The sequence below is a fragment of the Streptomyces sp. SID14515 genome (assembly GCF_010548505.1).
GTDB classification, from domain to species: domain Bacteria; phylum Actinomycetota; class Actinomycetes; order Streptomycetales; family Streptomycetaceae; genus Streptomyces; species Streptomyces caviscabies.
Genome location: NZ_JAAGMH010000120.1, coordinates 1 through 24,923, shown reverse-complemented (window position 1 = coordinate 24,923; position 24,923 = coordinate 1). Strand labels below are relative to the sequence as shown.

The 24,923-nt window shown below is 72.7% G+C and carries 21 protein-coding genes; 11 read left to right on the top strand and 10 right to left on the bottom strand.

Annotated elements, in window-relative coordinates; genetic code table 11:
* Positions 1-168: 168 nt before the first annotated feature.
* Entirely contained in the window at positions 169-828 is a 660-nt protein-coding gene (locus G3I54_RS27860; protein ID WP_164618319.1) for an HAD hydrolase-like protein, read from the top strand.
* A gap of 295 nt (positions 829-1,123) precedes the next feature.
* On the opposite strand, the gene G3I54_RS27855 is transcribed toward G3I54_RS27860, so the two are convergent.
* On the bottom strand, positions 1,124-4,453 hold the full coding sequence (locus G3I54_RS27855; RefSeq protein WP_164618317.1) for a BTAD domain-containing putative transcriptional regulator: 3,330 nt from the start codon (positions 4,451-4,453) through the stop codon (positions 1,124-1,126).
* Positions 4,454-4,554: 101 nt separating this feature from the next.
* Between G3I54_RS27855 and G3I54_RS27850 the strand changes: the two genes are divergently transcribed.
* Positions 4,555-4,698 (top strand): hypothetical protein, encoded by a 144-nt coding sequence (locus G3I54_RS27850; RefSeq protein ID WP_164618315.1) that lies wholly within the window; start codon positions 4,555-4,557, stop codon positions 4,696-4,698.
* Between the two features lie 102 nt (positions 4,699-4,800).
* On the top strand, positions 4,801-6,375 hold the full coding sequence (locus G3I54_RS27845; protein ID WP_164618313.1) for an MFS transporter: 1,575 nt from the start codon (positions 4,801-4,803) through the stop codon (positions 6,373-6,375).
* On the opposite strand, the gene G3I54_RS27840 is transcribed toward G3I54_RS27845, so the two are convergent.
* Positions 6,341-6,580, bottom strand: a complete 240-nt coding sequence (locus G3I54_RS27840; RefSeq protein WP_164618311.1) for a hypothetical protein — start codon at positions 6,578-6,580, stop codon at positions 6,341-6,343. The genes G3I54_RS27845 and G3I54_RS27840 overlap by 35 nt on opposite strands.
* Positions 6,581-6,766: 186 nt before the next feature.
* Between G3I54_RS27840 and G3I54_RS40050 the strand changes: the two genes are divergently transcribed.
* Positions 6,767-7,150 (top strand): cold-shock protein, encoded by a 384-nt coding sequence (locus G3I54_RS40050; protein WP_006126557.1) that lies wholly within the window; start codon positions 6,767-6,769, stop codon positions 7,148-7,150.
* Positions 7,151-7,193: 43 nt separating this feature from the next.
* Here G3I54_RS40050 and G3I54_RS27830 read toward each other — a convergent pair whose 3' ends face one another.
* The 4 genes from G3I54_RS27830 to G3I54_RS27815 form a co-directional block, all read right to left on the bottom strand.
* The gene (locus G3I54_RS27830) at positions 7,194-8,066 is read right to left on the bottom strand and encodes a 1,4-dihydroxy-6-naphthoate synthase (RefSeq protein ID WP_164618308.1); all 873 of its coding nucleotides are present in this window, start codon (positions 8,064-8,066) and stop codon (positions 7,194-7,196) included.
* On the bottom strand, positions 8,056-8,793 hold the full coding sequence (locus tag G3I54_RS27825; protein WP_164618306.1) for a futalosine hydrolase: 738 nt from the start codon (positions 8,791-8,793) through the stop codon (positions 8,056-8,058). The genes G3I54_RS27830 and G3I54_RS27825 overlap by 11 nt, the downstream gene beginning before the upstream one ends.
* Before the next feature lie 74 nt (positions 8,794-8,867).
* Positions 8,868-9,344: a DUF2771 domain-containing protein gene (locus G3I54_RS27820; RefSeq protein WP_103507978.1), complete on the bottom strand. Its 477-nt coding sequence runs from the start codon at positions 9,342-9,344 to the stop codon at positions 8,868-8,870.
* A gap of 27 nt (positions 9,345-9,371) precedes the next feature.
* Positions 9,372-10,811: an MFS transporter gene (locus G3I54_RS27815; protein WP_164618303.1), complete on the bottom strand. Its 1,440-nt coding sequence runs from the start codon at positions 10,809-10,811 to the stop codon at positions 9,372-9,374.
* Between the two features lie 438 nt (positions 10,812-11,249).
* On the opposite strand from G3I54_RS27815, the gene G3I54_RS27810 reads away from it, so the two are divergent.
* The 3 genes from G3I54_RS27810 (at position 11,250) to G3I54_RS27800 (ending at position 16,887) form a co-directional block, all read left to right on the top strand.
* Complete coding sequence (locus G3I54_RS27810; RefSeq protein WP_343240440.1) at positions 11,250-12,182, top strand: DUF3027 domain-containing protein; 933 nt, start codon at positions 11,250-11,252, stop codon at positions 12,180-12,182.
* Between the two features lie 468 nt (positions 12,183-12,650).
* Positions 12,651-15,860: a molecular chaperone Hsp90 gene (locus G3I54_RS27805; RefSeq protein WP_164618553.1), complete on the top strand. Its 3,210-nt coding sequence runs from the start codon at positions 12,651-12,653 to the stop codon at positions 15,858-15,860.
* A gap of 169 nt (positions 15,861-16,029) precedes the next feature.
* Positions 16,030-16,887 (top strand): calcium-binding protein, encoded by an 858-nt coding sequence (locus tag G3I54_RS27800; protein ID WP_164618301.1) that lies wholly within the window; start codon positions 16,030-16,032, stop codon positions 16,885-16,887.
* Between the two features lie 69 nt (positions 16,888-16,956).
* Here G3I54_RS27800 and G3I54_RS27795 read toward each other — a convergent pair whose 3' ends face one another.
* Together G3I54_RS27795 and G3I54_RS27790 are read right to left on the bottom strand one after the other, a co-directional pair.
* Entirely contained in the window at positions 16,957-19,425 is a 2,469-nt protein-coding gene (locus G3I54_RS27795; protein WP_164618299.1) for an HAD-IC family P-type ATPase, read from the bottom strand.
* A 169-nt stretch (positions 19,426-19,594) separates the two neighbouring features.
* A complete protein-coding gene (locus G3I54_RS27790) occupies positions 19,595-19,897 on the bottom strand; it encodes a DUF2530 domain-containing protein (RefSeq protein ID WP_137235310.1) in 303 nt (100 codons plus the stop codon).
* A 210-nt stretch (positions 19,898-20,107) separates the two neighbouring features.
* Between G3I54_RS27790 and G3I54_RS27785 the strand changes: the two genes are divergently transcribed.
* On the top strand, positions 20,108-21,562 hold the full coding sequence (locus G3I54_RS27785) for an NCS2 family permease (RefSeq protein ID WP_164618297.1): 1,455 nt from the start codon (positions 20,108-20,110) through the stop codon (positions 21,560-21,562).
* Here the strand turns inward: G3I54_RS27785 and G3I54_RS27780 are convergent.
* On the bottom strand, positions 21,555-21,794 hold the full coding sequence (locus G3I54_RS27780; protein WP_164618295.1) for a hypothetical protein: 240 nt from the start codon (positions 21,792-21,794) through the stop codon (positions 21,555-21,557). The two genes, G3I54_RS27785 and G3I54_RS27780, sit on opposite strands and share 8 nt — an antisense overlap.
* A gap of 134 nt (positions 21,795-21,928) precedes the next feature.
* On the opposite strand from G3I54_RS27780, the gene G3I54_RS27775 reads away from it, so the two are divergent.
* Both G3I54_RS27775 and G3I54_RS27770 read left to right on the top strand, forming a co-directional pair.
* Positions 21,929-22,369: a MarR family transcriptional regulator gene (locus G3I54_RS27775; RefSeq protein ID WP_007452526.1), complete on the top strand. Its 441-nt coding sequence runs from the start codon at positions 21,929-21,931 to the stop codon at positions 22,367-22,369.
* 137 nt (positions 22,370-22,506) lie between these two features.
* On the top strand, positions 22,507-23,841 hold the full coding sequence (locus G3I54_RS27770) for an MFS transporter (protein WP_164618293.1): 1,335 nt from the start codon (positions 22,507-22,509) through the stop codon (positions 23,839-23,841).
* 68 nt (positions 23,842-23,909) lie between these two features.
* Here G3I54_RS27770 and G3I54_RS27765 read toward each other — a convergent pair whose 3' ends face one another.
* Complete coding sequence (locus tag G3I54_RS27765; RefSeq protein ID WP_164618291.1) at positions 23,910-24,494, bottom strand: Uma2 family endonuclease; 585 nt, start codon at positions 24,492-24,494, stop codon at positions 23,910-23,912.
* A 102-nt stretch (positions 24,495-24,596) separates the two neighbouring features.
* On the opposite strand from G3I54_RS27765, the gene G3I54_RS27760 reads away from it, so the two are divergent.
* Positions 24,597-24,923, top strand: a 327-nt coding sequence (locus tag G3I54_RS27760; RefSeq protein ID WP_203687276.1) for a 2'-5' RNA ligase family protein, incomplete at its 3' end; no start/stop codon positions are given.

The following is a 24,923-nucleotide window of genomic DNA, read 5'->3' as shown; positions in this document are numbered from 1 at the left end:
ACGGCCCGGTACGTGAGGGGTACGGGGCCGGGGCTGGTAAGGCTTGGCTAAGTACGGGCCTCAGTCTAGGCGGCGGGATTTCCGGTCCGACGGGGGCTTCGGGACCGCCTGGCCCGGGCTTCTGGACCGCCCCGGCCCGGGCCCCGGCCGGTCGGCACAATGGCAGGCATGACGTCCACCGCCGCACACTCCGCCCACCACCCGCACCGGCACCCCCTGACGGTCGGCTTCGACCTCGACATGACGCTGATCGACTCCAGGCCCGGCATCGCCGCGACCTACCGGGCCCTGTCCGCCGAGACGGGCGTGCCCATCGACGTGGACCTGGTGGTGAGCCGGATCGGCCCGCCGCTGGAGACGGAGCTGGCGCACTGGTTCCCGGCCGACGCGGTGGACGCGGCCGCGGACCGCTACCGGGAGATCTACCCCGACCACGCGATAGCCCCGTCCACGGCGCTCGCCGGGGCACGGGAGTCGGTGGCGGCGGTGCGGGCGCTCGGCGGCCGGGCGATCGTCGTCACGGCGAAGTACGAGCCGAACGCGAAGCTGCACCTGGCCCACCTCGGCATCGAGCCGGACGCGGTCATCGGCTGGCTGTGGGCGGAGGCCAAGGGCGAGGCGCTGCGCGAGAACGGCGCGCAGGCGTACGTCGGCGACCACACCGGCGACGTGCGCGGGGCGCGGGCGGCCGGCGCGCTGTCGGTCGCGGTGACGACGGGCCCGTGCGACGCGACGGAGCTGCGGACGGCGGGCGCGGACGTGGTGCTGGCGGACCTGACGGGCTTCCCGGCCTGGCTCGCCGCCTTCGACGCGGAACGGACGGCCTGACGACCTCGCGCACGGGTGACGGCGGCCCCGTGGCTCGGCGGCTCGGCGGACGAGAGCGTGAACGTGGCGGACGGGCGCGCACCGCGGAACGGTCGCGGGATCGATGAGGACGATCCGGTGCCGCACCGTGCCGCACCGTGCCGCACCGCACCGTGCCGCACCGTGCCGCGCCGCACGGTGCCGCACCGCTCCGCACTGCACTGCACCGCTCCGCACCGCTCCGCACTGCACCGCTCCGCATCGCCGTCGGCGCGGTCCCGGACGGTCCCGGTGCCCCACGGGCCACCGGCAGGCGCTACCGCTGCCCGGGGCGCACGTCCGGGCCCAGGAGTTGCTCCGCCGGCTCGCCGCCTCCGGCGAACCGGGCCTCGTAGGCCGCCCGGCCGAGGACGTCCACGATCCGGGCCGAGATGCGGTCGACGTCGTGCCGCTCCCCTTCGGGTAGCGGCAGCCCGACCGCGTTCCTGACGGCCGCCGCGGCCCCCAGGCGCCGGGCCGCAGCCTCGGGCCGGCCGTTCAGCAGCTCCGCTCCGGCCAGCCCTTCCAGTGCCAGCGCGACCGCCCGCGGGTCGCCGCCGGCGCGCGCCGCCGTCAGGCCCTCTTGTTGCAGGCGCAGGGCCTCGCGCGCATCGCCCCGGAGTTCGGCGACGAACCCCAGCTCGACCAGGATCAGCGGGGGCGCTTCCGGTGCGTACCCCACCCGCCGGTGCAGTTCGAGGACCCGGTGCAGGTGGGCCTCGGCCGCGTCGAGTTCGCCGGCCCTGCGGGCCCCCAGCGCGAGCCCGATCTCGGCGTACTGTTCCCCGAACGTGTCCGACTGCTCGGCCGCGAGCCGCCGTGCCCGCTCGTGCAGCTCCCGGGCCCCCGGCAGGTCTCCGGTCAGCAGCGCGAGCCGCCCGAGCCCCGAGAGCTGGAAGGCGACCTCCTGCCACAGGCCGAGGTCCTCCGCCATGCGCAGCCCGTCCCGGTACAGCCGCCCGGCGTGCGCGTAGTCGCCGACGGCCTCCGCCCGGGTCTGGAGCGGGACCATCGCCTGGAGCTGTCCCCACTGGTCGCCCAGGTCCCGGAAGAGGGCGAGGCTCTGCTCGCCGTCGCGCCGCACGGCGCCGAAGTCTCCGCGCAGCTTCGCGTGGTACGTGCGGCTGCCCAGGGCCGCGGCCGTGCCCCAGCGGTCGCCGAGCGACCGGAAGCCGTCCAGGGCGCGGTCGACCAGCTCCTCGCTCGGCGCCAATTCCCCGACGCCGTAGAGGTGGGAGGCCAGGAACCACTGGGACCTGGCCCGCCCGGCGGGGTCGTCCACCGCCGCGTAGGGCCGGAGCGCGGCCTCGTACGCCGCCCGGGGATCGGTGCTGCCGTGGTTCGCCAGCCGGAAGCCCCCCAGCCAGGCGGTGGCCCGGGCCACCGACAGGGCGCGGGCGGCGGCCTCCTCGGCGACCGGGAGTCCGGCGTCTTCGGCAGCGACGGACAGGGCGAGGGACAGGGACCGCTCGGCCTCCTGGTTGCGGCCGCGCAGGCGCCAGTACCAGCCCAGCGCGTTCACCAGCCGCAGCGCCCGGTCCGCGTCCGCATCCTGTACGGCGCTGTCGAGCGCCGCCCGCATATCGGCGGTCTCGGCGTCCAGGCGGCGCAGCCACTGGCGCTGGCCGTGGCCCCGCAGATGCGGGTCGGCCCGTTCGGCGAGCTCCGTGCAGTACGCCCGGTGCAGCCGCCGCACCTCGTCGAACTCGCCGCTCTCCCGCAGGCGTTCGGTGCAGTAGGCCGCCACCGATTCGAGCAGCCGATAACGGGGGCCGTCCGTCCCCTCGGCCATGACGACCAGTGAGCAGTCCACCAGCCGGGCCAGCAGGTCCAGCACCGGAGCGCGGTCGGATCCTCCGGCCCCGCAGACCGCCTCGGCCGCGTCCAGGGTGGCTCCGTCGCTGTGCACGGCCAGGCGCCGCAGCACCGTGCGTTCCTGTTCGTCGAGGAGTCCCCAGCTCCAGTCGATCACCGACCGCAGGGTCCGCTGCCGTTCCGGAGCGCCGCGCGAGCCCGTGGTGAGCAGCGGGAACCGGTCGTCCAGGCGGGCCTCCAGCTCGGCCACCCCCAGGGACCGGACCCGGGTCGCGGCCATCTCCAGGGCCAGCGGGATACCGTCCAGGCGGCGGCAGATCGAGACGACCGCCGCCACATTGCTCCGGTCGAGGACGAACCGGGGAGCCGCCGCCGCGGCGCGCGCCTCGAACAGCCGCACCGCGCCGAACCGGCGTACGGCCGCCGGGTCGAGGTCGGCCGCGGGGCCGGGATGCCGCAGCGGCGGTACCTCCTGGAGGTGTTCGCCGGTGATCCCCAAGGGCTTCTGACTGGTGGCCAGGATCCTCAGCCGGGGTGCGGCCTTGAGCAGCCGCTCGGCCAGCTCGGCGACCTCCTCGATCACATGCTCACAGTTGTCGAGGACCAGCAGCGCGGGTTCGTCGCCCAGCGCGTGCGCCAGCCGGTCCACCGGTGAGAGCGGCGCGCCCCCGCCCGGGTTCGGGCCGGCGTCGTCGCGCACCCCGAGCACCGCACCGACCACCTCGTGCACCCCGGCGGGCGAGGCGACCGACCCCGTCGGTCCAGTCGGTCCAGCCGGTCCAGCCGGTTTCCGGGGCGGGGCGAGCACGGCGAACTCGGCGAGACGCACCCCGCCCGGGAACCGGTCGACGACCTGGGAGGCCAACGCCAGGGCGAGCCGCGTCTTGCCGACACCGCCCGCCCCCGTGAGCGTCACCAGCCGGTTGGCGGCCAGCAGCGTGCGGAGCTCGTCCATCGCCCCGGACCGGCCGATGAGCTCGGTGAGGGCCGCGGGGATGTTCGTCGGTGGACGCACGGCGCTGGTCGTGGGCGGGGGAGCCGCGGTCAGGCGGGGGTCCTGGTCGAGGATCGACCGGTGCAGCGCCGCCAGTCCGGGGCTGGGGTCCACCCCGAGGTTCTCCGCCAGCTGCTCGCGCAGCTCCGCGTAGCTGCTCAACGCAGCCCCCTGCCGGCCCGCGAGGTACAGGGCCCGTATGTGCGCGGTGCGCAGCCGCTCGCGCAGCGGGTGCCGGGCGACCAGGTCGCCCAGCTCGTCGGCGACCAGCGCGTGTTCCCCCGACTCCAGCCGCACTTCCGCCTGTTCCTCCAGGGCGGTCAGTCGCTGTTCGTCCAGCCGGTCCCGTGCGGCGCGGGCGAACTCCTCGTCGGCGAAGTCGGCGAACGCCGGCCCGCGCCACACGGCCAGGGCGTCCGCGAGCAGCGCCGCCCGCTCGCGCGGGTCGCCGGCGGACCGGGCTCCGGCCACCAGCCGGTGGAACCGGCCGGAATCCACCGCGTCCCCGTCCGCGCGCAGGAGATACCCCGGGGCGAGTGAGACCACGAGCTCGCGCCCACCGGGCTCGGCGTCCTCCAGCGCGCGGCGCAGCTGCCAGACCTTGGTCTGGAGCACCGCCGTCGGGTTGCCGGGCGGTTTGGCGCCCCACAGCTCGTCGATCAGCCGGTCGGCCGAGACCGTCCGCCCCGGCTCGACCAGGAGGCGGGCCAGCAACGCGCGGACCTTCAGCTCGGGTACGCGGACCGTCCGCCCGTCCGCCGTCCACACCGCCAAAGGACCGAGCACCCCGAAACGCATGTGATCACGCTATCCCGGCGAGGGGGCGACCGACAGGCCCTCCCGGCCCGGCCACCGGCCGAGACCGGACCGGGAGAAGTCCGGGAGCGGCCGGGCGCACAGTGGCGGCTGGAAGAAGCCGGCACGGCGAAGGGAACCGGGACCCCGGGAGCCACCTCGCCGCGGCCATGTCGATGCTCGACCGGCTGACCTGGTGGGGACGCCTGCTCCGGGACGCCCGCGCCGAGGGCGACCACCCCGGCTGAGCCGCCCGCGGCACCCGCACGTCCCGCGGCACCCGCACGTCCCGCGGCACCCGCACGTCCCGCAGAACCCGCACGTCACACGAACCACGGAAGGAACACCGCATGTCATCGAAGGCCGCCGCGCCCTCCGCACCCAAGGCGGGCGCCCGGGAATGGACCGGGCTGGCCGTGCTGGCCCTGCCCACGCTGCTGATCTCGCTGGACCAGAGCGTCCTTTTCCTGGCCCTGCCGCACCTCGCCGAGGCCCTGGAACCCACCGGTACCCAGACGCTGTGGATGATGGACATCTACGGCTTCATGATCGCCGGCTTCCTGATCACCATGGGCACGCTCGGCGACCGGGTGGGCCGCCGCAAGCTCCTGATGATCGGCGCCGCCTGCGTCGGGCTCACCTCCCTGCTCGCCGCCTACTCCACGAGCGCCGAGACGCTGATCGCCACCCGCGCGCTGCTGGGCATCTCCGCGGCGACGCTGATGCCGTCCACCCTCGCCCTGATCAGCAACATGTTCCACGACCCGCAGGAGCGCGGCCGCGCCATCGCGGTGTGGGCCAGCTGCTTCATGGCGGGCACCGCGCTGGGCCCCGTGGTCGGCGGCGCGCTCCTGGAGCACTTCTGGTGGGGCTCGGTCTTCCTGCTGGGCGTGCCGATCATGGTGATCCTGCTGATCCTGGCTCCGATCCTGCTGCCCGAGTACCGGGACGCCGGCGCGGGGAAGGTGGACCTGCTGAGCGTGGCGCTCTCGCTCGGCGCGATCCTGCCGGTCATCTACGGACTCAAGGAGCTCGCCAAGTACGGCTGGGACCCGCTGGCGGCCGGGGCGATCCTGGTCGGTCTCGTGGTGGGCGCACTGTTCGTCTCGCGGCAGCGGACGCTGGAGAGTCCGCTGCTCGACCTGCGCCTGTTCAGCAGCGTCTCGTTCAGCTTCGCGCTGGTGGTCCTGCTGGTCTCGATGGTCGCCATGGGCGGGTTCTACCTGTTCGTCACCGGCTACTTCCAGATGGTCGAGGGCCTCTCCCCGATGGAGGCGGGGCTGTGGATGGTGCCTTCCGCCCTTGCCTCCATCGTCTCCGCGCAGATCGCCCCGACCCTGGTGAAGCGGCTGCCGCTCGGGATCGTCATCGGCCTGGGCCTCGGCATCGGCGCGGTCGGCTACGCGCTGATCGCCTTCGTCGACCCGGTCGGCGGACTGCCGCTGCTGGTGGCCGGTTTCATCGTCGTGTTCTTCGGCAGCGGCCCCGCCGGGGCGCTCGGCACCAACCTGGTGGTCAGCTCCGCCCCGCCGGAGAGGGGCGGATCCGCCGCCGCGCTCTCCTCGATCAGCGGTGACCTGGGCGTGGCCCTGGGCATCGCCGCCCTGGGCAGCGTCGGCAGCGCCGTCTACCGCAGCCAGGTCCAGGTGCCCGATGGGCTGCCCGAGGGAGCCGCCCGGGCCACCGGGGACAGCCTGGAGAGCACCGTCGTCGCGGCCGGCCGGCTCTCCCCGGAGCTGGGCGACCAGGCGCTGGCCGCGGCCCGTGACGCGTACACCAGTGGGCTGAACATCGTCGCCGTCGTCTGCGCGCTGGTCGCCGCCACCACCGCGGTCATCGCGATGACCGCCCTGCGCGGCACGGCCGTACCGGCGGAAACGGGCCAGACCGTCAGGCGCGGTTCGCGGCGCGTTTCGGCGAGTTGACCCAGGCCGAGCGGATGACGCCCGCCCCGGCGATCAGGAACCCGACGCCCATCAGCATGCAGACGGCGTAGGCGACCGGAGGGAACGGGTCCGTGCCCAGGAACAGCGGGGCCACCGTGACCAGTGTGGCCAGTGCGCCGACGAAGAAGACGATCGCGCCGACCTGAACCAGCCGGTCACCTGCGCCTGAAGGAGTAGTACTCACGCGACCAGGGTAGTTCCCAGCCCGGAGGAACTCTCCGGCGACGTCTTGTCACCGGCCGTAGGGCCATTAGCCTGGGACCGGGCGGGTCACGGTGACCCGCTGTACTGCTATCCGGAGCCGATTCCCCTGTTGCCTGTGGGGGACCGGCTCTTCCGCACACCGACGAGTACGAGGACGAGGACAGACGTGCCCACCGGCAAGGTCAAGTGGTTCAACAGCGAGAAGGGCTTCGGCTTTCTCTCCCGCGACGACGGCGGCGACGTCTTCGTCCACTCGTCGGTACTCCCTGCCGGAGTCGACGCACTCAAGCCCGGCCAGCGCGTGGAATTCGGCGTGGTCGCGGGCCAGCGCGGCGACCAGGCCCTTTCCGTGGTGGTCCTCGACCCCACCCCGTCCGTCGCGGCCGCACAGCGCCGCAAGCCGGACGAGCTGGCGTCGATCGTGCAGGACCTGACGACGGTCCTGGAGAACATCACGCCGCAGCTGGAGCGGGGCCGCTACCCCGACAAGGCCGCCGGTGCGAAGATCGCGGGCCTGCTGAGGGCGGTCGCCGACCAGCTCGACGTCTGACCGGCAGGTCCGCGGAGGGCTTGCGCGGGACGCGCGGCGGATCTCAGGGAAAGGCCAGCGCGTCCGGGCCGAGGGGCGGTACGAGCCCCTCGGCCGCCGCGCGGGTCAGCAGGCCGCGGATCGCCGCGTAGCCGTCCTCGCCGAGGTCGGCGGTGAACTCGTTCACGTACAGCCCGATGTGCTGGTCCGCGACGGCCGGGTCCATCTCCTGGGCGTGCTCCAGGACGTACGGCCGGGAGACCTCCGGGTGGTCCCAGGCCAGCCGGACCGAGCTGCGGATCGTGTCGGCCAGCCGGCGCAGGGTCTCCTCGCCGAGCGAGCGCCTGGCGATGATCGCGCCGAGGGGGATCGGGAGGCCCGTGGTGTCCTCCCAGTGCCGGCCCATGTCGGCGAGGTTGTGCAGACCGAAGTTCCGGTACGTGAAACGGGCCTCGTGGATGACCAGACCGGCGTCCACCTTGCCGTCCCGCACGGCGGGCATGATCTCGTCGAACGGCATCACGACGACCTCGCCGACGCCGCCCGGCACCATCTCCGCCGCCCAGAGCCGGAACAGCAGGTACGCCGTCGAGCGCTCGCTCGGCACGGCGACGGTCCGGCCGGTCAGGTCGAGGCCCAGCTCCTTGGTGAGCACCAGCGGACCGCAGCCCCGGCCCAGCGCCCCGCCGCACGGCAGCAGCGCGTAGTCGTCGAGGACCCACGGCAGCACGGCGTAGGAGACCTTCAGGACGTCCAGCTCGCCGCGCTCGGCCATGCCGTTGGTGATGTCGATGTCGGCGAAGGTCACGGCCGGCGCGGGCGCGCCGGGGACCCTGCCGTGCACCCAGGCGTCGAAGACGAAGGTGTCGTTGGGGCAGGGCGAGAAGGCGATCTCGATCGCTTCGTCGGCCGGGTCCGGGTTCGCTTCAGTGGTCATGCCGGTTCCAACCTTCCAGTACGGGTGCCGTCTTCCCGAACGCGTCCGTGAGCGCCGCCAGCGCGTCGCCGATGCGCCAGGCGTCGCGGTCGCGGGGGCCGACGGCGTTCGAGACGGCCCGCAGTTCCATGACGGGCACATCGGCCCGGGCCGCGGCCTCCGCGACCCCGAAGCCCTCCATCGCCTCGGCCAGCGCCCCCGGGTGCGCGGCGAGCAGGCCGGCGGCGCGTTCGGCGGTGCCGGTCACGGTGGAGACGGTGAGGACGGGTCCGGCGGTGGCGCCCGCGGCGGCCGCCACCTCGCGGACGAGGGCGGGCGGCGGAGCGAAGCGGTCGCGGCCGAAGCCGAGCGCGGTGACCGGCAGGAAGCCGTCGGGCGTGTCGGCGCCCAGATCGGCGGCGACGATGTCGCTCGCCACGACCAGCGAGCCGAGCGGGGTCAGCGGGGTGAACGCGCCGCCGATCCCGGCCGAGACGACGAGACCGTACGGTGCGGGGGCCGACGGTCCGGGGGCCGCCGCGCCCGGCGACCGCGCACCGGACGCCGCCAGCGCGAAGGCGGTGGCCGCGGCGGCGGCGGCCGGGCCCGCACCGCCCGCCAGGACGTCGAACGCCCCGATGCGGTGCAGTTCGGCCCCCGGCAGCGCCACGGTCTCCGGCGTACCCCCGAACGCACGCGTGACCGCGTCCCGTTCCACCGGGACAGCGGTCACGACGAGCACACGCACGGATTCAGCCTCGGGTCGAGGACGGGGAAGGGCGACGGGGGAAGAACAGGGGGAGTGCTCTTCGGGCGGCCGGGTCAGTCCTTCTTGAACTCGAACTGCCAGATGCCCGTGAGCTTCTTGCCCTTGGTCTCCACGATGGAGATGTTCGTCTTGTCGGCCGGCTGGCCCGTCTGGCTGGCGAAGAAGGCGTTGCCGGGGATCGTCCGGTAGGTCTTCTTGAACGGCTCCTGCTCGGCCTGCTGGCCGTTGATGAAGAGCGTCCAGCCGTTCTCGGCGATCTCCGGGTCGACGCCGAAGCGGACCTGGTCGTCCATGGAGACCTTGATGGTCTTGTCGGCCTTCTTGTTCAGGCAGCCCTGGATCAGGGACTCCTTGATCGCATCGCCGTCGTTGTAGCAGGCGGCCTCGGTGTTCACCGAGTCACTGCCGACCGTCACGGTGGCGAGCGGCGTCGGCTTGTCGCAGGCGGACAGGACAAGGAGTCCCGCGGACACGGCACCAAGAGCGACGCCGATTCGACGGCCCTTACCGGAGAAGAACGCAACGGTCATGGGCCGAAGGCTATCGGTCGCCTCCGCTCACGCGACGCGGGGGTGCGGCGTGCCGCGCCGTGCGGCCCCCAGGAGACCCCGTACGGACGTGGCCGCGCCGAGCGCGAGAATGCCCGCGGCGACCGACATGCCGACCACCGCGTTGAGCGGCAGGGCGATGCCGATGCCGCCGCCGACCACCCACGCCATCTGGAGCAATGTCTCGGACCGGGCGAACGCGGAGGTGCGGACCTCCTCGGGCACGTCCCGCTGGATCATCGCGTCGAGCGACAGCTTGGAGAGGGCCTGGGTGAACCCGGCGACCGCGCCGAGCGCGGCGACCAGAACGGTGGAGAAGAACACCGCGGCCAGGACCGCCACGCCGAGTGCGAGCCCCAGCACCGTCGCGATGATCACCTCGGGGCCGCGCGCCCGGAGCCAGGAGCCCACCGCCGTACCGCAGGCGTTGCCGACCCCCGCCGCCACGCCGACGATGCCGAGCGAGACCGCCGCGCTCTGTCCGGCCAGCGGGTGCTCGCGGAGCAGGAACGCCAGGAAGAAGATGAGGAAGCCGGAGAGGGCCCGGTGCGCGGCGTTGGCCTGGAGCCCGTGCAGGACGGACCCGCCGACGGACCGCAGGCCCGGCGGCCGCTCCTTGGCCGGTTTCTCCCCGTTGCCGCCCCTGCGGAGGCCCGCCCGGGTGCTGCCCTTGCCGGGGGCCGGGCGCGGTACGGACTCCTCGCCGTGGTGCGGGTCGATCAGCCGCGCCCGGCGCTCGCCCTTCGCGGAGTCGACCTTGGGCGGCAGGGTGAACGCGAGGAAGGTGCCCGCGACGAAGATCGCGCAGGCGCCGTAGAGCGGCCAGGGGGAGCCGATGGACTGGAGGCCGGCCCCGATCGGGGCCGCCACACCGGTGGCCAGCAGCCCGGCCAGGGTGACCCGGGAATTGGCTTTCACCAGGGAAAACTTCGGTGGCAGCAGGCGTGGCACGACCGCGCTGCGCACCACGCCGTACGCCTTCGACGAGACCAGGACGCCCAGAGCGGCCGGATACAGCTCCAGGCCTCCCGTGGCGACCGCGCCCGACATGGTGATCGCCAGCAGCGCACGGGCCAGCATCGCGCCCGCCATCGCGGCGCGGCGGCCGTGCGGCAGCCGGTCCAGGAGCGGGCCGATCACCGGGGCGAGCAGGGTGAAGGGGGCCATGGTGATGGCGAGGTAGAGGGCCACCCGGCCGCGTGCCTCGTCCGTCGGCACCGAGAAGAAGACCGTGGAGGCGAGCGCGACCGTGATCATGACGTCGCCCGCGCCGTTCACCGCGTGCAGCTCGATCAGTTTGCCGAGGCCGGATTCGCCCGCTCCGTGGGCGTGCGTGGCCTTGCGGATACCGCGCGCCGTGCCGGTGAACGGGGCGCGCAGGGCACGGCCCGTCGCCCGTCCCGCCCTGCGGAGCGGGCCGGGACCGTCGTGCGACCTGGCGGCAGTCACCCCGTCATAGTGCCCCAACCCTGGCCGGTATGAACGGTGATCGGGTGCGGACGCGCGTGTGACGCCCTGTTGGACGCGCTGTCGGCGTCGGAGGCCGCCGTTCCTCCTGTGCTCCTCCCGCCGCTCCCGCCGCCGCTCCTGGTCGGCTTCGGACCGGCATCGGCGGGAACGGATACGGCACGTTTGGGACGGGCAGGTGGGCGCAGGGCGGCGGAGAGGGTAGCGTGCGTAACGCGCCACCGGCGGTTGTTCTTGGCCGCGCGCCTCTCGGCGATCCCGCAGAATGGGTGGCAGAAGGCGCGCCCGAGGCAGGCACAACGGGTGTGGACGTCGACGCGGCCCCCAGGTCCGCTCCGCCCGCACTTGTCTGGCCGAAACGGCAATCGTGCAGCAGCTGGCGCGCTCGTGAGACTGGCGTATGGAGAGAAGCGAAGACCTGTGAGTGCTGCGACGACGACGCGAAGCCGTACGGCCCGGACCCCCGTTCCCGACCGCCTGTGTGCCGAGGCGGTGGACCTCGCGCGCGCGGCCGCCGAGGAGGCCGCCGCGCCCGGTGTGGTCGGTGAGCACATCGGCGTGGTCTCCGAGGGGGACCGGGTCGTCACGCACTACTTCGAGGCGAAGGAGCCCGGCTACCGGGGCTGGCGCTGGGCGGTGACGGTGGCGCGGGCCTCCCGCGCGAAGAACGTCACCCTGGACGAAACGGTGCTGCTGCCAGGGGCCGACGCGCTCCTGGCGCCGGAGTGGGTGCCGTGGAGCGAGCGGCTGCGCCCCGGCGACATGGGCCCCGGCGATCTGCTGCCCACCGAGGCGGAGGACCTGCGGCTGGAGCCGGGCTGGACCGGCGAGGACGAGCCGCCGCCGAACTCCGCGGTCTCCGAGGAGCTGGCGGAACTGGTCGACTCGGAGGACGCGGAGCTGACCGACCGGCCGGTGGCCGCGACCAGCCGCGGGTCCATCGCCGCGGTCGCGGAGGAGCTGGGTACGCGCCGGGCGCGGGTGCTGTCGCGGTACGGGCTGTACGCGGCGGCGGACCGCTGGGACGAGGAGTTCGGCCCGAAGACGCCGATGGCCCAGGCGGCCCCGGCGACGTGTGTCAGCTGTGCGTTCCTGATCCCGATGGCGGGCTCGCTGAAGCAGGCCTTCGGGGTGTGCGCGAACGAGTTCGGTCCGGCGGACGGGCATGTGGTGTCGCTGGCGTACGGGTGCGGTGGGCATTCGGAGGCCGCGGTGATGCCGACGCCGCCGAAGCCTGCGCCGCATGCGATGGACACGATGCGGGTGGACGCGTATTCGCTGCGGTCCGAGCGGGGGGAGGGCTCCGTGCCCGCCGAGGCGGACGGGGCGTCGGAGGACCTGGGCCACTCCTGAGCGCCCGCGCGCATCCGCTGTCCTCAATCGCCGGACGGGCTTGATTTCCCCACACCGAGCTTGTCCGGGGCCCTATCCAGCCCGTCCGGCGTTTGAGGACGGAACCCTTGCTCGGGTGAGCGGTCGGCAGAACGGGGCCCCGGGAGCCCAGGCCCTGGAAGCCGCACCCCGGACCACAGCCACGGTTCCGTCCTCAATCGCCGGACAGGCTGAGTAGGGCAACCCGAGCCCGTCCGGCGATTGAGGACGGAACCCTTGGCCTGGGCAGCGGTCATCTGAACAGGCACCTGGGGCGCAGGGCCCTGCGGTGGCACCGGACACCACGTCGACGGTTCCGTCCTCAAACGCCGGACGGGCTTGGGCGGCTGGGACGCCGGGGCGGCGGGCGCGGTACCTTCGGGCGCACACTGGGCGGCACGGGCATCCGCGCGCCCGACCGACACACCGGACGGAGTCGAGAGCGTGAGCATGAAGGCGACCGAGGGGGCCGATCCGTTCGGGACGGCACGGCTGCGGCGCGGCGTGCTCGACGCGTGGGGCGCCGGGCCCGCCCGCTTCCGGGAGGACGCCAACGCCGAGGAGGACCTCGCGCTCGGCGGCTACCGCGACCGCCTCGTCGTCGAGCTGGCCCAGAACGCCGCCGACGCCGCCGCCCGCGCCCAGACCCCCGGCCGGCTCCGCCTCACCCTGCACCCCGCCGCCCCCGGCGACCCGGACGGCCGCTGCGTGCTGGCCGCCGCGAACACCGGCGCGCCGCTCGACGCCACCGGCGTGGAGTCCCTGTCCACCCTGCGGGCCTCCGCCAAGCGTGAGGGCCACGAGTCCGCGGTGGGCCGCTTCGGCGTCGGGTTCGCCGCCGTCCTCGCGGTCAGCGACGAACCCGCGGTGCTCGGCCGGCACGGCGGTGTCCGCTGGTCCCTGGCCGAGGCCCGCGAGCTGGCCCGCCAGGCGGCCGTCGGCTCCCCCGGCCTCGGGGACGAGCTGCGCCGCCGCGACGGACACGTACCGCTGCTGCGCCTGCCGCTGCCCGCCGAGGGCTCCGCGCCCGAGGGGTACGACACCGTCGTCGTGCTGCCGCTGCGCGACGGCACCGCCGAGGACCTGGTGGCCCGGCTGCTGGCCGCCGTGGACGACGCGCTGCTGCTCACCCTGCCCGGCCTGGACGAGGTCGTCATCGAGACCCCGGACGGCACGCGGACCCTGAGCCGGTCGCAGCACGGCCCGTACACGCACGTCGACGACTCCGCGCGCGGCCTGAACCGCTGGCGTACCGTCCTGCGCCACGGGCCGATCGAGCCCGCCCTGCTCGCCGACCGCCCGGTCGAGGAGCGGCTTCGCCCGCACTGGTCGGTGACCTGGGCGGTGCCGGTCGACGAGTCCGGCGCCCCGCTCCACCCGCGTACGGCACCGGTCGTGCACGCGCCGACGCCCACCGACGAACCGCTCGGCATCCCCGCCCTGCTCATCGCCTCCCTCCCGCTGGACACCGCCCGCAGGCACCCCGCGCCGGGGCCGCTGACCGACTTCCTGGTGGAGCGGGCGGCCGACGCGTACGCGGAGCTGCTGGGCGGCTGGCGGCCGGTGTCGACCGGGACCATCGACCTGGTGCCGGGCCAGCTGGGCAAGGGCGCGCTGGACGGGGCCCTGCGCGGCGCGATCCTGGCCCGGCTGCCGCGCGTCGCGTTCCTGGAGCCCGCCGCGCCCCGGGACCCCGAGGCGGAGAACGGCTGGACGGACGACTGGGACCGGGAACAGGACCGGGACCGTACGGAGAGCACCTCCGCCCTGCGGCCCGTCGAGGCCGAGGTCGTCGAGGGCGTCGGGGCCGGGACCGTACGGGTGCTCGCCGAGGTGCTGCCCTGTCTGCTGCCCGCCGGTCTTGAGCGCCGCACCGAACTGCGTACCCTCGGCGTCGCCCGGGTCCCGCTGACCGAGGCCATCGACCGGCTCGCCGGTCTGGAGCGCGACCCCGCCTGGTGGTACCGGCTCTACGACAGCCTCGCGGGCACCGACCCCGACCGGCTCACCGGCCTGCCGGTCCCGCTCGCCGGTGACCCGGAGGACGAGCAGGCGGGCCGCCCTCCGCGCACCACCATCGGCCCCCGCCAGATCCTGCTGCCCCTCCCGGACGCCCTCACCGGCCCCGTCCTCGCCCGGCTCGCCCGGCTCGGTCTGAAGGTCGCCCACCCGGACGCCGCGCACCCGCTGCTGGAGAAGCTCGGCGCCCTGCCCGCCACGCCCCGCGCCGTGCTGACCACCCCGCAGGTACGGGCGGCCGTCGCCGGTTCGCTGGACGCGGGGGAGATCTGGGACGAGGACGCGCTCGACGGCGACGAGCTGGCCGAGACCGTGCTCACCCTCGTCCGGGACGCCGAGCTGGCCCCCGGCGACGAGCCGTGGCTCGGTGCGCTCGCCCTCCCCGACGAGGAGGGCGAGCCCGCCCCCGCCGGTGAACTCGTCCTCCCCGCAAGCCCGTTCGCTCAGGTCATGCGGGAAGGGGAACTCGCGCTCGTCGACCAGGAGTTGGCCGACCGCTGGGGAGAAGGCCCGCTCACCGCCTGCGGGGTGCTCGCCACCTTCGCGCTCGTCCGGGCCACCGATGTCGTCCTGGACCCGGACGAACTGGAGCCCCGCGACAGCGACTTCGCCGAGCCCGACGACGCCGGGCTGCTGGACGCCGTCGACGTCTGGTGTGAAGACCTCCTCGACCAGCTGCCCGAGACCCCCGTACCGCCCGTCGCCACCGAGATCGTCGCCGTACGGGATCTCGACCTGGTCGACGACGACGCCTGGCCGCAGGCGCTCGCCCTGCTGGCCCGGCCGCCGCTGCGCGACGCGCTGACGCAGCCGGTGCGGGTGCTGCTGCCGGACGGGACGACGCAGTCCGTGCGCCCGTACACCGCGTGGTGGCTGCGCGACCACCCGGTGCTGGACGGCCGCCGTCCCGCCGGACTGCGCGCCGCGGGCGGCGACCCCCGGCTGGCCGGGCTCTACGACGCGGTGGACGCCACCGGCTTCGACGACACCGAGGTGCTGCGGGCCCTCGGGGTGCGCACCTCGGTGGCCGCGCTCCTGGATGAGCCGGGCGGCGCGGCCGAACTGCTGGGCCGGCTCGCCGACGAGGACCGCCCCGTCACCCCCGTACAGCTGCACGCCCTCTACACGGCCCTCGCTGAACTCGACCCGGACCAGGTGACGTTGCCGGACGAGCTGCGCGCGGTGGTGGACGGGGAGGCGACGGTGGTCGACGCGGCGGACGCGGTGATCGCGGACGCCCCGGACGTGCTGCCGCTGGCGGCGGGGCTGCCCCTGCTTCCGGTAGCCCCTTCGCGCGCCGCCGATCTGGCCGATCTGCTCCAGGTGCGGAGGCTCGGCGAGACGATCGAGGCGGGCGTCACGAGCGAGGGCGAGGAGCACCGCGTACCGGATGCGGTCCGCGTCCTGCTCGGCGCCGGCACCCCGGACACGTACATCGAGCACCCCGAACTCCGCGCGGGCGGCGTCGAACTGGACTGGCGCCGCACCCCGGACGGGGTCGTCCACGCCGCGACGCTGGAGGGCGTTGCGGCCGGTCTCGCCTGGGCGGCGGGCCAGTGGCCCCGCCGCTTCGAGGTCGCGGCCCTGCTGGAGGACCCGTCCCGGACGCAGGAGCTGGCCCGGGACCGCTGGTTCGACTGATCCGCCGTAAGACGTGAACTGCGGCTTCACAGAAAAGTCACAGAGTCGCACAACCGTTCACCTGGTTCGCCTGTCTGTTCCAGTGAGCCAAGAGGCTCATGGACCAGATGGGTTCCGCCGGGCTGACGACGCAAGCGCGCCCCGGAACCCCTTCTCCACTTGGGGACACATGCGTATTCGCGCCACCGTGGCAGCCGTTTCCGGCGCCCTGGCCCTTTCCGCTTTCGCAGTACCGGCCGCGCAGGCCGATGACGGCCGTTCGTGGAGCCTGGACCGCGGCTTCACCGCCACCCAGCCCTCGGCCGGGGAGAAGTCGAAGCGCGCGTTCGCCGCCACGCAGGCCGGCAACGCCAAGATCACCTCGGCGGTCGTCAACGGCGGCAAGCCGATCGTCGTCGGCACCAAGTCGAAGGTCACGGTGCCCTACACCGTGACGGCCACCGACGACTCCGGCATCGACGTCGCCGCCGCGTTCATCTGGATCGGTTCGTCCGTGGACGACGAGGACAGCTTCGGCTTCGGCCCGAACGAGAAGTCGATGTCGTGCAAGGCGGTCAACGCGACCACCTCGACCTGCAAGGGCACCATCACCCTCGAACCGGGTTTCATGATCAACTCGGACGCGACCTGGTGGCGCGTCGGTGCGGGGGCCCTGGCCAACGACGGTGACGAGGCGGAGCGCGACGCGGTCTCCAAGGTCCGCGTCCAGCGCTTCTCCAAGCTGACCGTGAACGCCTCCCCGGAGCCCGTGAAGAAGGGCAAGACCATCACGGTCACCGGCAAGCTGACCCGCGCCAACTGGGACACCGGCACGTACAAGGGCTACAGCAAGCAGTCCGTGAAGCTCCAGTTCAAGAAGAAGGGCGCCAAGAGCTACACGACGGTCAAGACCGTCAAGACCAGCTCCACCGGCACCCTGAAGACCACCGTCAAGGCCTCGGCCGACGGCTACTGGCGTTACAGCTTCGCCGGCACGCCGAGCACCCCGGCCGTCTCGGCCGCCGGTGACTTCCTCGACGTGAAGTAGACACAGCGGTACGGCACACGGAAGCCCCCGGGAGGACCACCGTCCTCCCGGTGGCTTCCGCCGTACCCCTCACATCCCGAAGCGCCGGCCCACCCAGCGCCAGGTGAACTCCAGCAGCGCGGCCGCCGCCACCGCGATGCCGACCGCCGTCCACGGCATCGTCGTGCCCACCAGCTTCAGCGCGAAGAAGTCCTGGAGCCACGGCACCACCAGCACGATCAGGAAGCCGAGCCCCATCGCCGCCACCAGGCCGATACGCCACCAGGTGTACGGGCGGGCGATGATCGCCAGGACCCACATCGAGACCAGGAACAGCGTCAGCGTCGCCGCGCTCGTCTCGGCCTCCAGCGCGCCCTCGCCGCTGTAGTGGTGCCGCGCCACCAGGTACGTCGCGAAGGTGGCCGAAGCCGCGATGACGCCCGACGGGATCGCGTACCGCATCACGCGGCGTACGAAATGGGGCTGGGCGCGCTCCTTGTTGGGCGCGAGCGCCAGGAAGAACGCGGGGACGCCGATGGTCAGCGTGGACAGCAGGGTCAGATGCCTCGGCAGGAACGGATACTCCACCTGGGTGCAGACCACCAGGATCGCCAGCAGCACCGAATAGACGGTCTTGGTGAGGAAGAGGGTCGCGACCCGGGTGATGTTGCCGATCACCCGGCGGCCCTCGGCGACCACCGAGGGCAGCGTCGCGAAGCTGTTGTTCAGCAGCACGATCTGCGCCACCGCACGCGTCGCCTCCGAGCCCGAACCCATCGAGACGCCGATGTCGGCGTCCTTGAGGGCCAGCACGTCGTTGACGCCGTCGCCGGTCATCGCGACCGTGTGGCCGCGCGACTGGAGGGCGGCCACCATGTCCCGCTTCTGCTGCGGGGTGACCCGGCCGAAGACCGCGTTCTGCTCCATGGCCGTGGCCATCGCGTCCGGGTCGGCGGGCAGCCGGCGGGCGTCCAGGGTGTTCTCGGCGCCCGCGAGGCCCAGCTTTCCGGCGACCGCGCCGACCGAGACGGCGTTGTCGCCGGAGATGACCTTGGTGGCCACGTTCTGGTCGGCGAAGTAGGCGAGCGTGTCGCCCGCGTCGGGCCGCAGCCGCTGCTCCAGGACGACCAGGGCGGTGGGGGCGGCTCCGGCGGCCGCGCCGGGCTCGTTCAGCTCGCCCTGCGCCCGGGCCAGCAGCAGCACCCGCAGGCCCTGCTCGTTGAGGTGCTCGATCTCGGTGAGGGTCGCGTCGCCCTCGGACAGCAGGACGTCGGGGGCGCCGAGCAGCCAGGCGGAGGCCGTTCCGTCGGCCTCGGTGAACGCCGCGCCGCTGTACTTGCGGGCGGAGGAGAACGGCATCGCGTCGGTGACCGTCCAGGCGGCTCCGTCCCCCTGCGGGTACGCGTCGATGATGGCCTGGAGGCTGGCGTTGGGCCGCGGGTCCGATGCGCCCAGCGTCCGCAGCACCTGCTGGACGTACGCCTCGTCGCTCCCGTTCAGCGGCCGGACCTCGGTGACGTCCATGCCGCCCTCGGTGAGCGTGCCCGTCTTGTCCAGGCAGACCACGTCGACCCGGGCGAGGCCCTCGATGGCGGGCAGCTCCTGCACCAGGCACTGCTTGCGGCCCAGGCGGACGACGCCGATGGCGAAGGCGACGGAGGTCAGCAGGACCAGGCCCTCGGGGATCATCGGGACGATGCCGCCGACGGTCCGTGCGACCGAGTCCTTGAAGTTGTTGTCCTTCACGACCAGCTGGCTGATGATCAGCCCGATCGCCGTCGGCACCATCATCCAGGTGACGTACTTCAGGATCGTGCTGATGCCGCTGCGCAGCTCCGAGTGGACCAGCGTGAAGCGCGAGGCCTCCTCGGCGAGCTGTGCGGCGTACGCCTCGCGGCCCACCTTGGTCGCGGTGAACGCGCCGCCGCCCGCGACGACGAAGCTGCCCGACATCACCGGGTCGCCCGCCCGCTTGATCACCGGGTCGGCCTCGCCGGTGAGCAGCGACTCGTCGATCTCCAGGCTGTCGGCCTCGGCGACCGTGCCGTCCACGACGACCTTGTCGCCGGGGCCCAGCTCGACCAGGTCGCCGAGGACGATCTCGGAGGTGGAGATCTCGGCGGCGACCCCGTCGCGCCGCACGGTCGGCTTGGCCTCGCCGATCACCGCGAGGCTGTCCAGGGTCTTCTTGGCCCGCCACTCCTGGATGATGCCGATGCCGGTGTTGGCGACGATCACGAAGCCGAAGAGGCTGTCCTGGATCGGCGCGACGAACAGCATGATCACCCAGAGCACGCCGATGATCAGGTTGAACCGGGTGAAGACGTTGGCCCGGACGATCTCGGTGACCGAGCGCGAGGAGCGTACGGGTACGTCGTTGACCTCACCGCGCGCGACCCGTTCGGCGACCTCGGCGGTGCTCAGACCGTCCGGTCGATGGGCCGGTGGCGGTAGGTCGACGGGGTGCACGGGATCGAGTTCCGCCCCCGCGTCGATCATGGCCGGCCGGGAGGGTCCGGGGGTCTGCTCCCCGGAGGAATCGAGTGCCCGCTGCGTCATGGGTCCGACGTTACGGGCGTGCGCGTCGAATCACCCACCGAGGGGGGCGAAGATCCGACCAGGGGAGGAGCAAGTCGGTCCCGTGGTTGTACGGAAGCGGAGTCGGGCGGTCCGGTCCGGGGCGGTCGCGGTCGGTCGGGGTCGGTCCGGACCGGTCGGGCCGGTCGGCTCAGCGGCCGAGCGCTTCGTCCGCCGCCTCGGCCCCGGCGGCGTCCTTGGCCTCGGCCCGGGCAGCGTGCCGCTTGAGGGCGGCGTCGCGTCCGCGGACGTACCAGATGCCGATCAGGCCCAGTCCGGCGCCGGCCAGCGGGGTCCACACCCACCAGGTGTGGCCGCGGTCGGCGAACCAGCCGTAGAAGGGGAGCTGGGCGAGGAAGAGGACGAACCAGAGGATCGTGCCGCCGACGACGGTGGCGACGACGGGGCCCTCCAGGGGTTCGGGCGCCTCGTGCTTCGGTGTCCACTTCTCCATGGGTTCAGTGTATGGGGCGAGGTGGGGGCCACCCGATCGGCGGGTTGCGGGCCGGTCGGCCCAAGGGTCTACGCGCGGAGATAGCGATCTTCGCTTGATGTATTCATACTGAATCTGCTTTCGGCTGGCTCGAATTCTTCGTCTGAACATCCAAATTCGATCACCTTTCGTCCTTTGCTCCGCCTCCCCTACGTACGACTGAGGTCACCCATGCCCCCCTCGGCCACCGCTCCGGTCGACTCCCCGCCCCCCTCGGCTCCGCAGCCCCAGGGCAGCCTGGACCGGTTCTTCAGGATCTCCGAGCGGGGGTCGACCGTCGCCCGCGAGTTCCGCGGCGGCTTCGCCACGTTCTTCGCGATGGCGTACATCATCGTGCTCAACCCGATCATCCTGGGCAGCGCGAAGGACATGTACGGCCACCAGCTCGACAACGGGCAGCTGGTCACCGCCACCGTGCTGTCCGCCGCGTTCTCCACGCTGCTGATGGGCGTCATCGGCAATGTGCCGATCGCGCTCGCCGCCGGCCTCGGCGTCAACACCGTCGTCGCGCTCCAGCTCGCCCCCCGGATGAGCTGGCCGGACGCGATGGGCATGGTCGTCCTCGCGGGCATCGTGGTGATGCTGCTGGTCGCCACGGGGCTGCGGGAACGCGTGATGAACGCCGTGCCGCGCTCGCTCCGCAAGGGCATCGCGATCGGAATCGGCCTCTTCATCCTGCTGATCGGCCTCGTCGACTCGGGCTTCGTCTCGCGCATCCCGGACGCCGCCCACACCACCGTGCCGCTCCAGCTCGGCGGCGACGGCCACCTCACCGGCTGGCCGATTCTCGTCTTCGTCCTGGGCGCGCTGCTCACGCTCGCGCTGATCGTGCGCAAGGTGCCCGGCGCGATCCTGATCTCGATCGTCGCCATGACGGTCGTCGCCGTGGTCATCGACGCGGCGGCCGGCCTGCCCGAGGGTGCCTGGGGGCTGACGACGCCGTCGTGGCCGGGCAACCCGGTCTCCGCGCCGGACTTCGGGCTGCTCGGTGAGGTCAGCCTGTTCGGCGGCTTCGGGAAGGTCGGCTATCTGACCGGCGTCCTGTTCGTCTTCACCGTGCTGCTGTCCTGCTTCTTCGACGCGATGGGCACCATTCTGGGCGTCGGCGACGAGGCGAAGCTGATGGACCAGGACGGCAACTTCCCCGGCATCAACAAGGTGCTGTTCGTGGACGGCATCGCGGTCGCCGCGGGCGGTGCGAGCTCCTCCTCCGCCACCACGTGCTTCGTGGAGTCCACCGCGGGCGTCGGCGAGGGCGCCCGCACCGGACTGGCGAGCGTGGTGACCGGTCTGCTCTTCTCGGTGGCGCTGTTCCTCACACCGCTGGCGACCATGGTCCCGTCGCAGGCGGCCACTCCCGCCCTGCTGGCGGTCGGCTTCCTGATCATCGCGGGATCGGTGCGGGACATCGACTGGAGCGACTACACGCTCGCGGTCCCGGCGTTCCTCGCGATGGTGATGATGCCGTTCACGTACTCGATCACCAACGGCATCGGCATCGGCTTCGTCGCCTTCTCCGTGCTGCGCCTGGCGGCCGGCCGGGGCCGTGAGGTCCCGATCGCGATGTACGTCGTGTCGGCGGTCTTCGTCTTCTACTACGCGATGCCGGCGCTCGGCCTCACGTGATCGGTGGCGTCACGCCCCTCCTGGCGTCCACGGGGGGCGTCACGCTCTCCCTGGAGTCGCCGTAGAACTTCTCCGTCTCCTCGACGGCCACCTTGAAGCGTTCGTCGAAGTCGTCGCGAATGAGCGTCCGGACCACATAGTCCTGGACGCTCATTCCGCGTTTCGCGGCGTGCTGCCGGAGCCGGTCGAGCAGCTCACCGTCTATCCGCAGGCTGAGCACTGTCGATCCCATGTCCAGCAGGGTCGCCGCCCCGGAGCGCTCTTCGCGTCACTTTCCGCTTCCAACTCACTCGTTCGGGTGATCGGAATTCACGGGAGGTGTAAGCGAGTGGTATTTAGGTTGGGTAATGAGTTACGCTAACAAACATGCCTGACCTGATCCACGACGGCGACAGTGCCGCCGCCGTGAGCTCCCTCCGCTCCGCCGTGATGCTGCTGGGCCGTCGCCTGAAGCACCAGCGTGTCGACGAGTCGCTGAGCCCCACCGAGATGTCGGTGCTCGGCACCCTTGCCCGCTGCGGATCGGCCACCCCCGGTGAGCTGGCCCGCAAGGAGCATGTGCAGCCCCCGTCGATGACCCGCATCGTCGCGCTGCTGGAAGCGAAGGGGCTGGTCAGGCTGGAACCGCACCCCGATGACCGTCGGCAGAAGAGGGTCAGCCAGACCGAGCAGGCCGAGGCCATGCTCGCGGAGAGCCGCACCAAGCGGAACGCCTGGCTGTCCCACCTCGCCGAGGGCCTGGACGAGGACGAGTGGGAGACGCTTCGGGCCGCCGCGCCCGTGTTGGAGAAGCTCGCCCACCTGTGACCCCACGGGCGCGTCGACGGTGACCCACCGCCGTACCGGAAGTACGCCATCCGGTACGGCTCGGATCACCGCCGGAGCGCCCGTCGTCGCGTCCTCGTCGGACCGAACGCCGCAGACGCCCGAGGAGGCGAACCCTTTTGAGTACGGGATCCGGAGCAGACTCCGCCCCCGCACCGACTTCCACCCACGAGAGCAAGACCGGCGGGACCTTCTCGTCGCTGAAGATCCGTAACTACCGCCTGTTCGCCACGGGCGCCGTGATCTCCAACACCGGTACCTGGATGTCCCGCATCACGCAGGACTGGCTCGTGCTGAGCCTGACGGGTTCCGCGACGGCCGTAGGCATCACCACGGCCCTCCAGTTCCTTCCGATGCTGCTCTTCGGCCTGTACGGCGGCGTCATCGCCGACCGCCTCCCGAAGCGGCAGATCCTGCTCGTCAGCCAGGCCATGCTCGGCCTGTGCGGCATCGCGCTGGCCGTCCTGACCCTCTCCGGGGTCGTCGAGGTCTGGCACGTCTATCTGGTCGCCTTCCTCCTCGGCATGGTGACCGTCGTCGACAACCCGGCCCGCCAGTCGTTCGTCTCCGAGATGGTCGGCCCCGCGCAGCTGCGCAACGCGGTCAGCCTGAACTCGGCGAACTTCCAGTCCGCCCGGCTCATCGGCCCCGCCGTCGCGGGCGTCCTGATCACCACGGTCGGCAGCGGCTGGGCGTTCCTGCTCAACGGCCTCTCCTTCCTGGCCCCGCTCATCGGCCTGCTGATGATGCGGACGAACGAACTGCACGCCTCGGTGACCGTGCCCCGCGCCAAGGGCCAGCTGCGGGAAGGCCTGACGTACGTACGCGGCCGGCCCGAGCTGATCTGGCCGATCGTCCTGGTCGGCTTCGTCGGCACGTTCGGCTTCAACTTCCCGATCTGGCTGACCGCCTTCGCCGACGAGATCTTCGACGGCGGCGCGGGCATGTATTCCTTCTTCAACATCCTGATGGCGGCCGGTTCGCTGGCCGGCGCGCTCCTCTCGGCCCGCCGCCGCTCCTCGCGGCTGCGGATGCTGGTGGCGGCGGGCACGGCGTTCGGGCTGCTGGAGATCGCCGCCTCGCTGTCCCCGTCGGTCTGGCTGTTCTCGATCCTGCTGGTCCCGATCGGCATGCTCGGCCTGACGACGAACATCACCGCGAACACGAGCGTCCAGATGGCCGCCGACCCGGAGATGCGGGGCCGGGTGATGAGCCTGTACATGATGGTCTTCGCCGGGGGTACGCCGGTGGGCGCCCCGATCGTCGGCTGGATCAGCGACACGTACGGCGCCCGCGTCGGCTTCGCGGCCGGCGGCGCGATCTCGGTGATCGCCGCCCTGGCCGTCGGCTTCGCCCTCGCCCGCGTCGGCGGCCTCCGCCTGAAGGTCGACCTCCGCCCGGGCCGCCCGCACGTCCGCTTCGTCCCGCGCGAGCAACTGGCCACGGCGGCGTGAGCCATGCGAAAGGCGCCCTTCCCCGGAGCGGGGGAGGGCGCCTTTCGCGTGCTTGCCGGGGTGCGGGTTCAGTCGCGGGGGAAGGCGTCGGTCTTCAGGACCATGTTCAAGGAGGTGTCGGTCAGGTCGACGTCGAGACCGAAGTCGACGACCAGCTTCTTGTGGTAGCCGCCGTCCTTCGGCTCCGAGTGAAGGAAACAGCGGCCCGTGTACGGGTCGACGATGAGAAAGACGGGTACACCGGCCGCTGCGTAGGCGTCCTTCTTGGGCCCGTAGTCGGCTGCGGCTGTGCCCTTGGAAATGACCTCGCCCACGAATTCGATGTGCTCGGGCAGCCAGCGGCCACGGCTGTCTTTGCGGGCCTGGTCGAAGAGCTTCACTACGTCCGGGGCGAATCCGTTGCCCTCGCCGAAGTCGATGCGCACGTCCGAGAGCGCACCCACGTCCATCCCGAACCTGTCTTCCAGAGCACGCACGATCCGGCGGATGATCTTCCAGTGCGTGTCCCGCTGCGGCGACATGTGGACGGTCCCCTCGACGATCTCAACCTTGAATCCCTCGGGGGTGGGCTCAAGCCACTCGAACATCTCGTCCAGAGTGCGCTCGTCGCTGGTGTCGGCCATGTCGATCCTGTCGGTGTCTACGACGGTCATCGTGCCGCTCCTCCCCGCTGCCGCACGGGCGTGCGGGCAGCCGCGTAGGACAACGATAGGCCCGGCGCCCCGGACACGCCCGGACCTGCCAGACTCGCGCGCATGAGCAGCCGCGATCCCGGTCGTCCGCCCGCCCAGCGCCTCTTCGCCGCCGTCCTGCCGCCCGCCTCCGCCGTGGCCGGACTCCGTGCGGCGCTGGCGCCGCTCCACACACTGCCGGGCTCGGAGAGCCTGCGCTGGACGGGACCCGAGGGCTGGCACTTCACGCTGGCGTTCTACGGGGAGGTGCCGGAGGACGTACGGCCGGAACTGGAGGCGCGCCTGGAGCGGGCCGCGCGCCGCACCGAGCCCTTCCCGCTCCGGGTGCGCGGCGCCGGGCGCTTCGGCGGGCGGGCGCTGTGGGCCGGGGCGGCGGGCGGCCTCGACACG

Coding starts and splice junctions, on each gene's coding strand:
- G3I54_RS27860 (WP_164618319.1), top strand. CDS start 169: ATGACGTCCACCGCCGCACACTCCGCCCACCACCCGCACCGGCACCCC.
- G3I54_RS27855 (WP_164618317.1), bottom strand. CDS start 4,453: ATGCGTTTCGGGGTGCTCGGTCCTTTGGCGGTGTGGACGGCGGACGGG.
- G3I54_RS27845 (WP_164618313.1), top strand. CDS start 4,801: ATGTCATCGAAGGCCGCCGCGCCCTCCGCACCCAAGGCGGGCGCCCGG.
- G3I54_RS27830 (WP_164618308.1), bottom strand. CDS start 8,066: ATGACCACTGAAGCGAACCCGGACCCGGCCGACGAAGCGATCGAGATC.
- G3I54_RS27820 (WP_103507978.1), bottom strand. CDS start 9,344: ATGACCGTTGCGTTCTTCTCCGGTAAGGGCCGTCGAATCGGCGTCGCT.
- G3I54_RS27805 (WP_164618553.1), top strand. CDS start 12,651: ATGAAGGCGACCGAGGGGGCCGATCCGTTCGGGACGGCACGGCTGCGG.
- G3I54_RS27800 (WP_164618301.1), top strand. CDS start 16,030: ATGCGTATTCGCGCCACCGTGGCAGCCGTTTCCGGCGCCCTGGCCCTT.
- G3I54_RS27795 (WP_164618299.1), bottom strand. CDS start 19,425: ATGACGCAGCGGGCACTCGATTCCTCCGGGGAGCAGACCCCCGGACCC.
- G3I54_RS27790 (WP_137235310.1), bottom strand. CDS start 19,897: ATGGAGAAGTGGACACCGAAGCACGAGGCGCCCGAACCCCTGGAGGGC.
- G3I54_RS27785 (WP_164618297.1), top strand. CDS start 20,108: ATGCCCCCCTCGGCCACCGCTCCGGTCGACTCCCCGCCCCCCTCGGCT.
- G3I54_RS27780 (WP_164618295.1), bottom strand. CDS start 21,794: ATGGGATCGACAGTGCTCAGCCTGCGGATAGACGGTGAGCTGCTCGAC.
- G3I54_RS27775 (WP_007452526.1), top strand. CDS start 21,929: ATGCCTGACCTGATCCACGACGGCGACAGTGCCGCCGCCGTGAGCTCC.
- G3I54_RS27765 (WP_164618291.1), bottom strand. CDS start 24,494: ATGACCGTCGTAGACACCGACAGGATCGACATGGCCGACACCAGCGAC.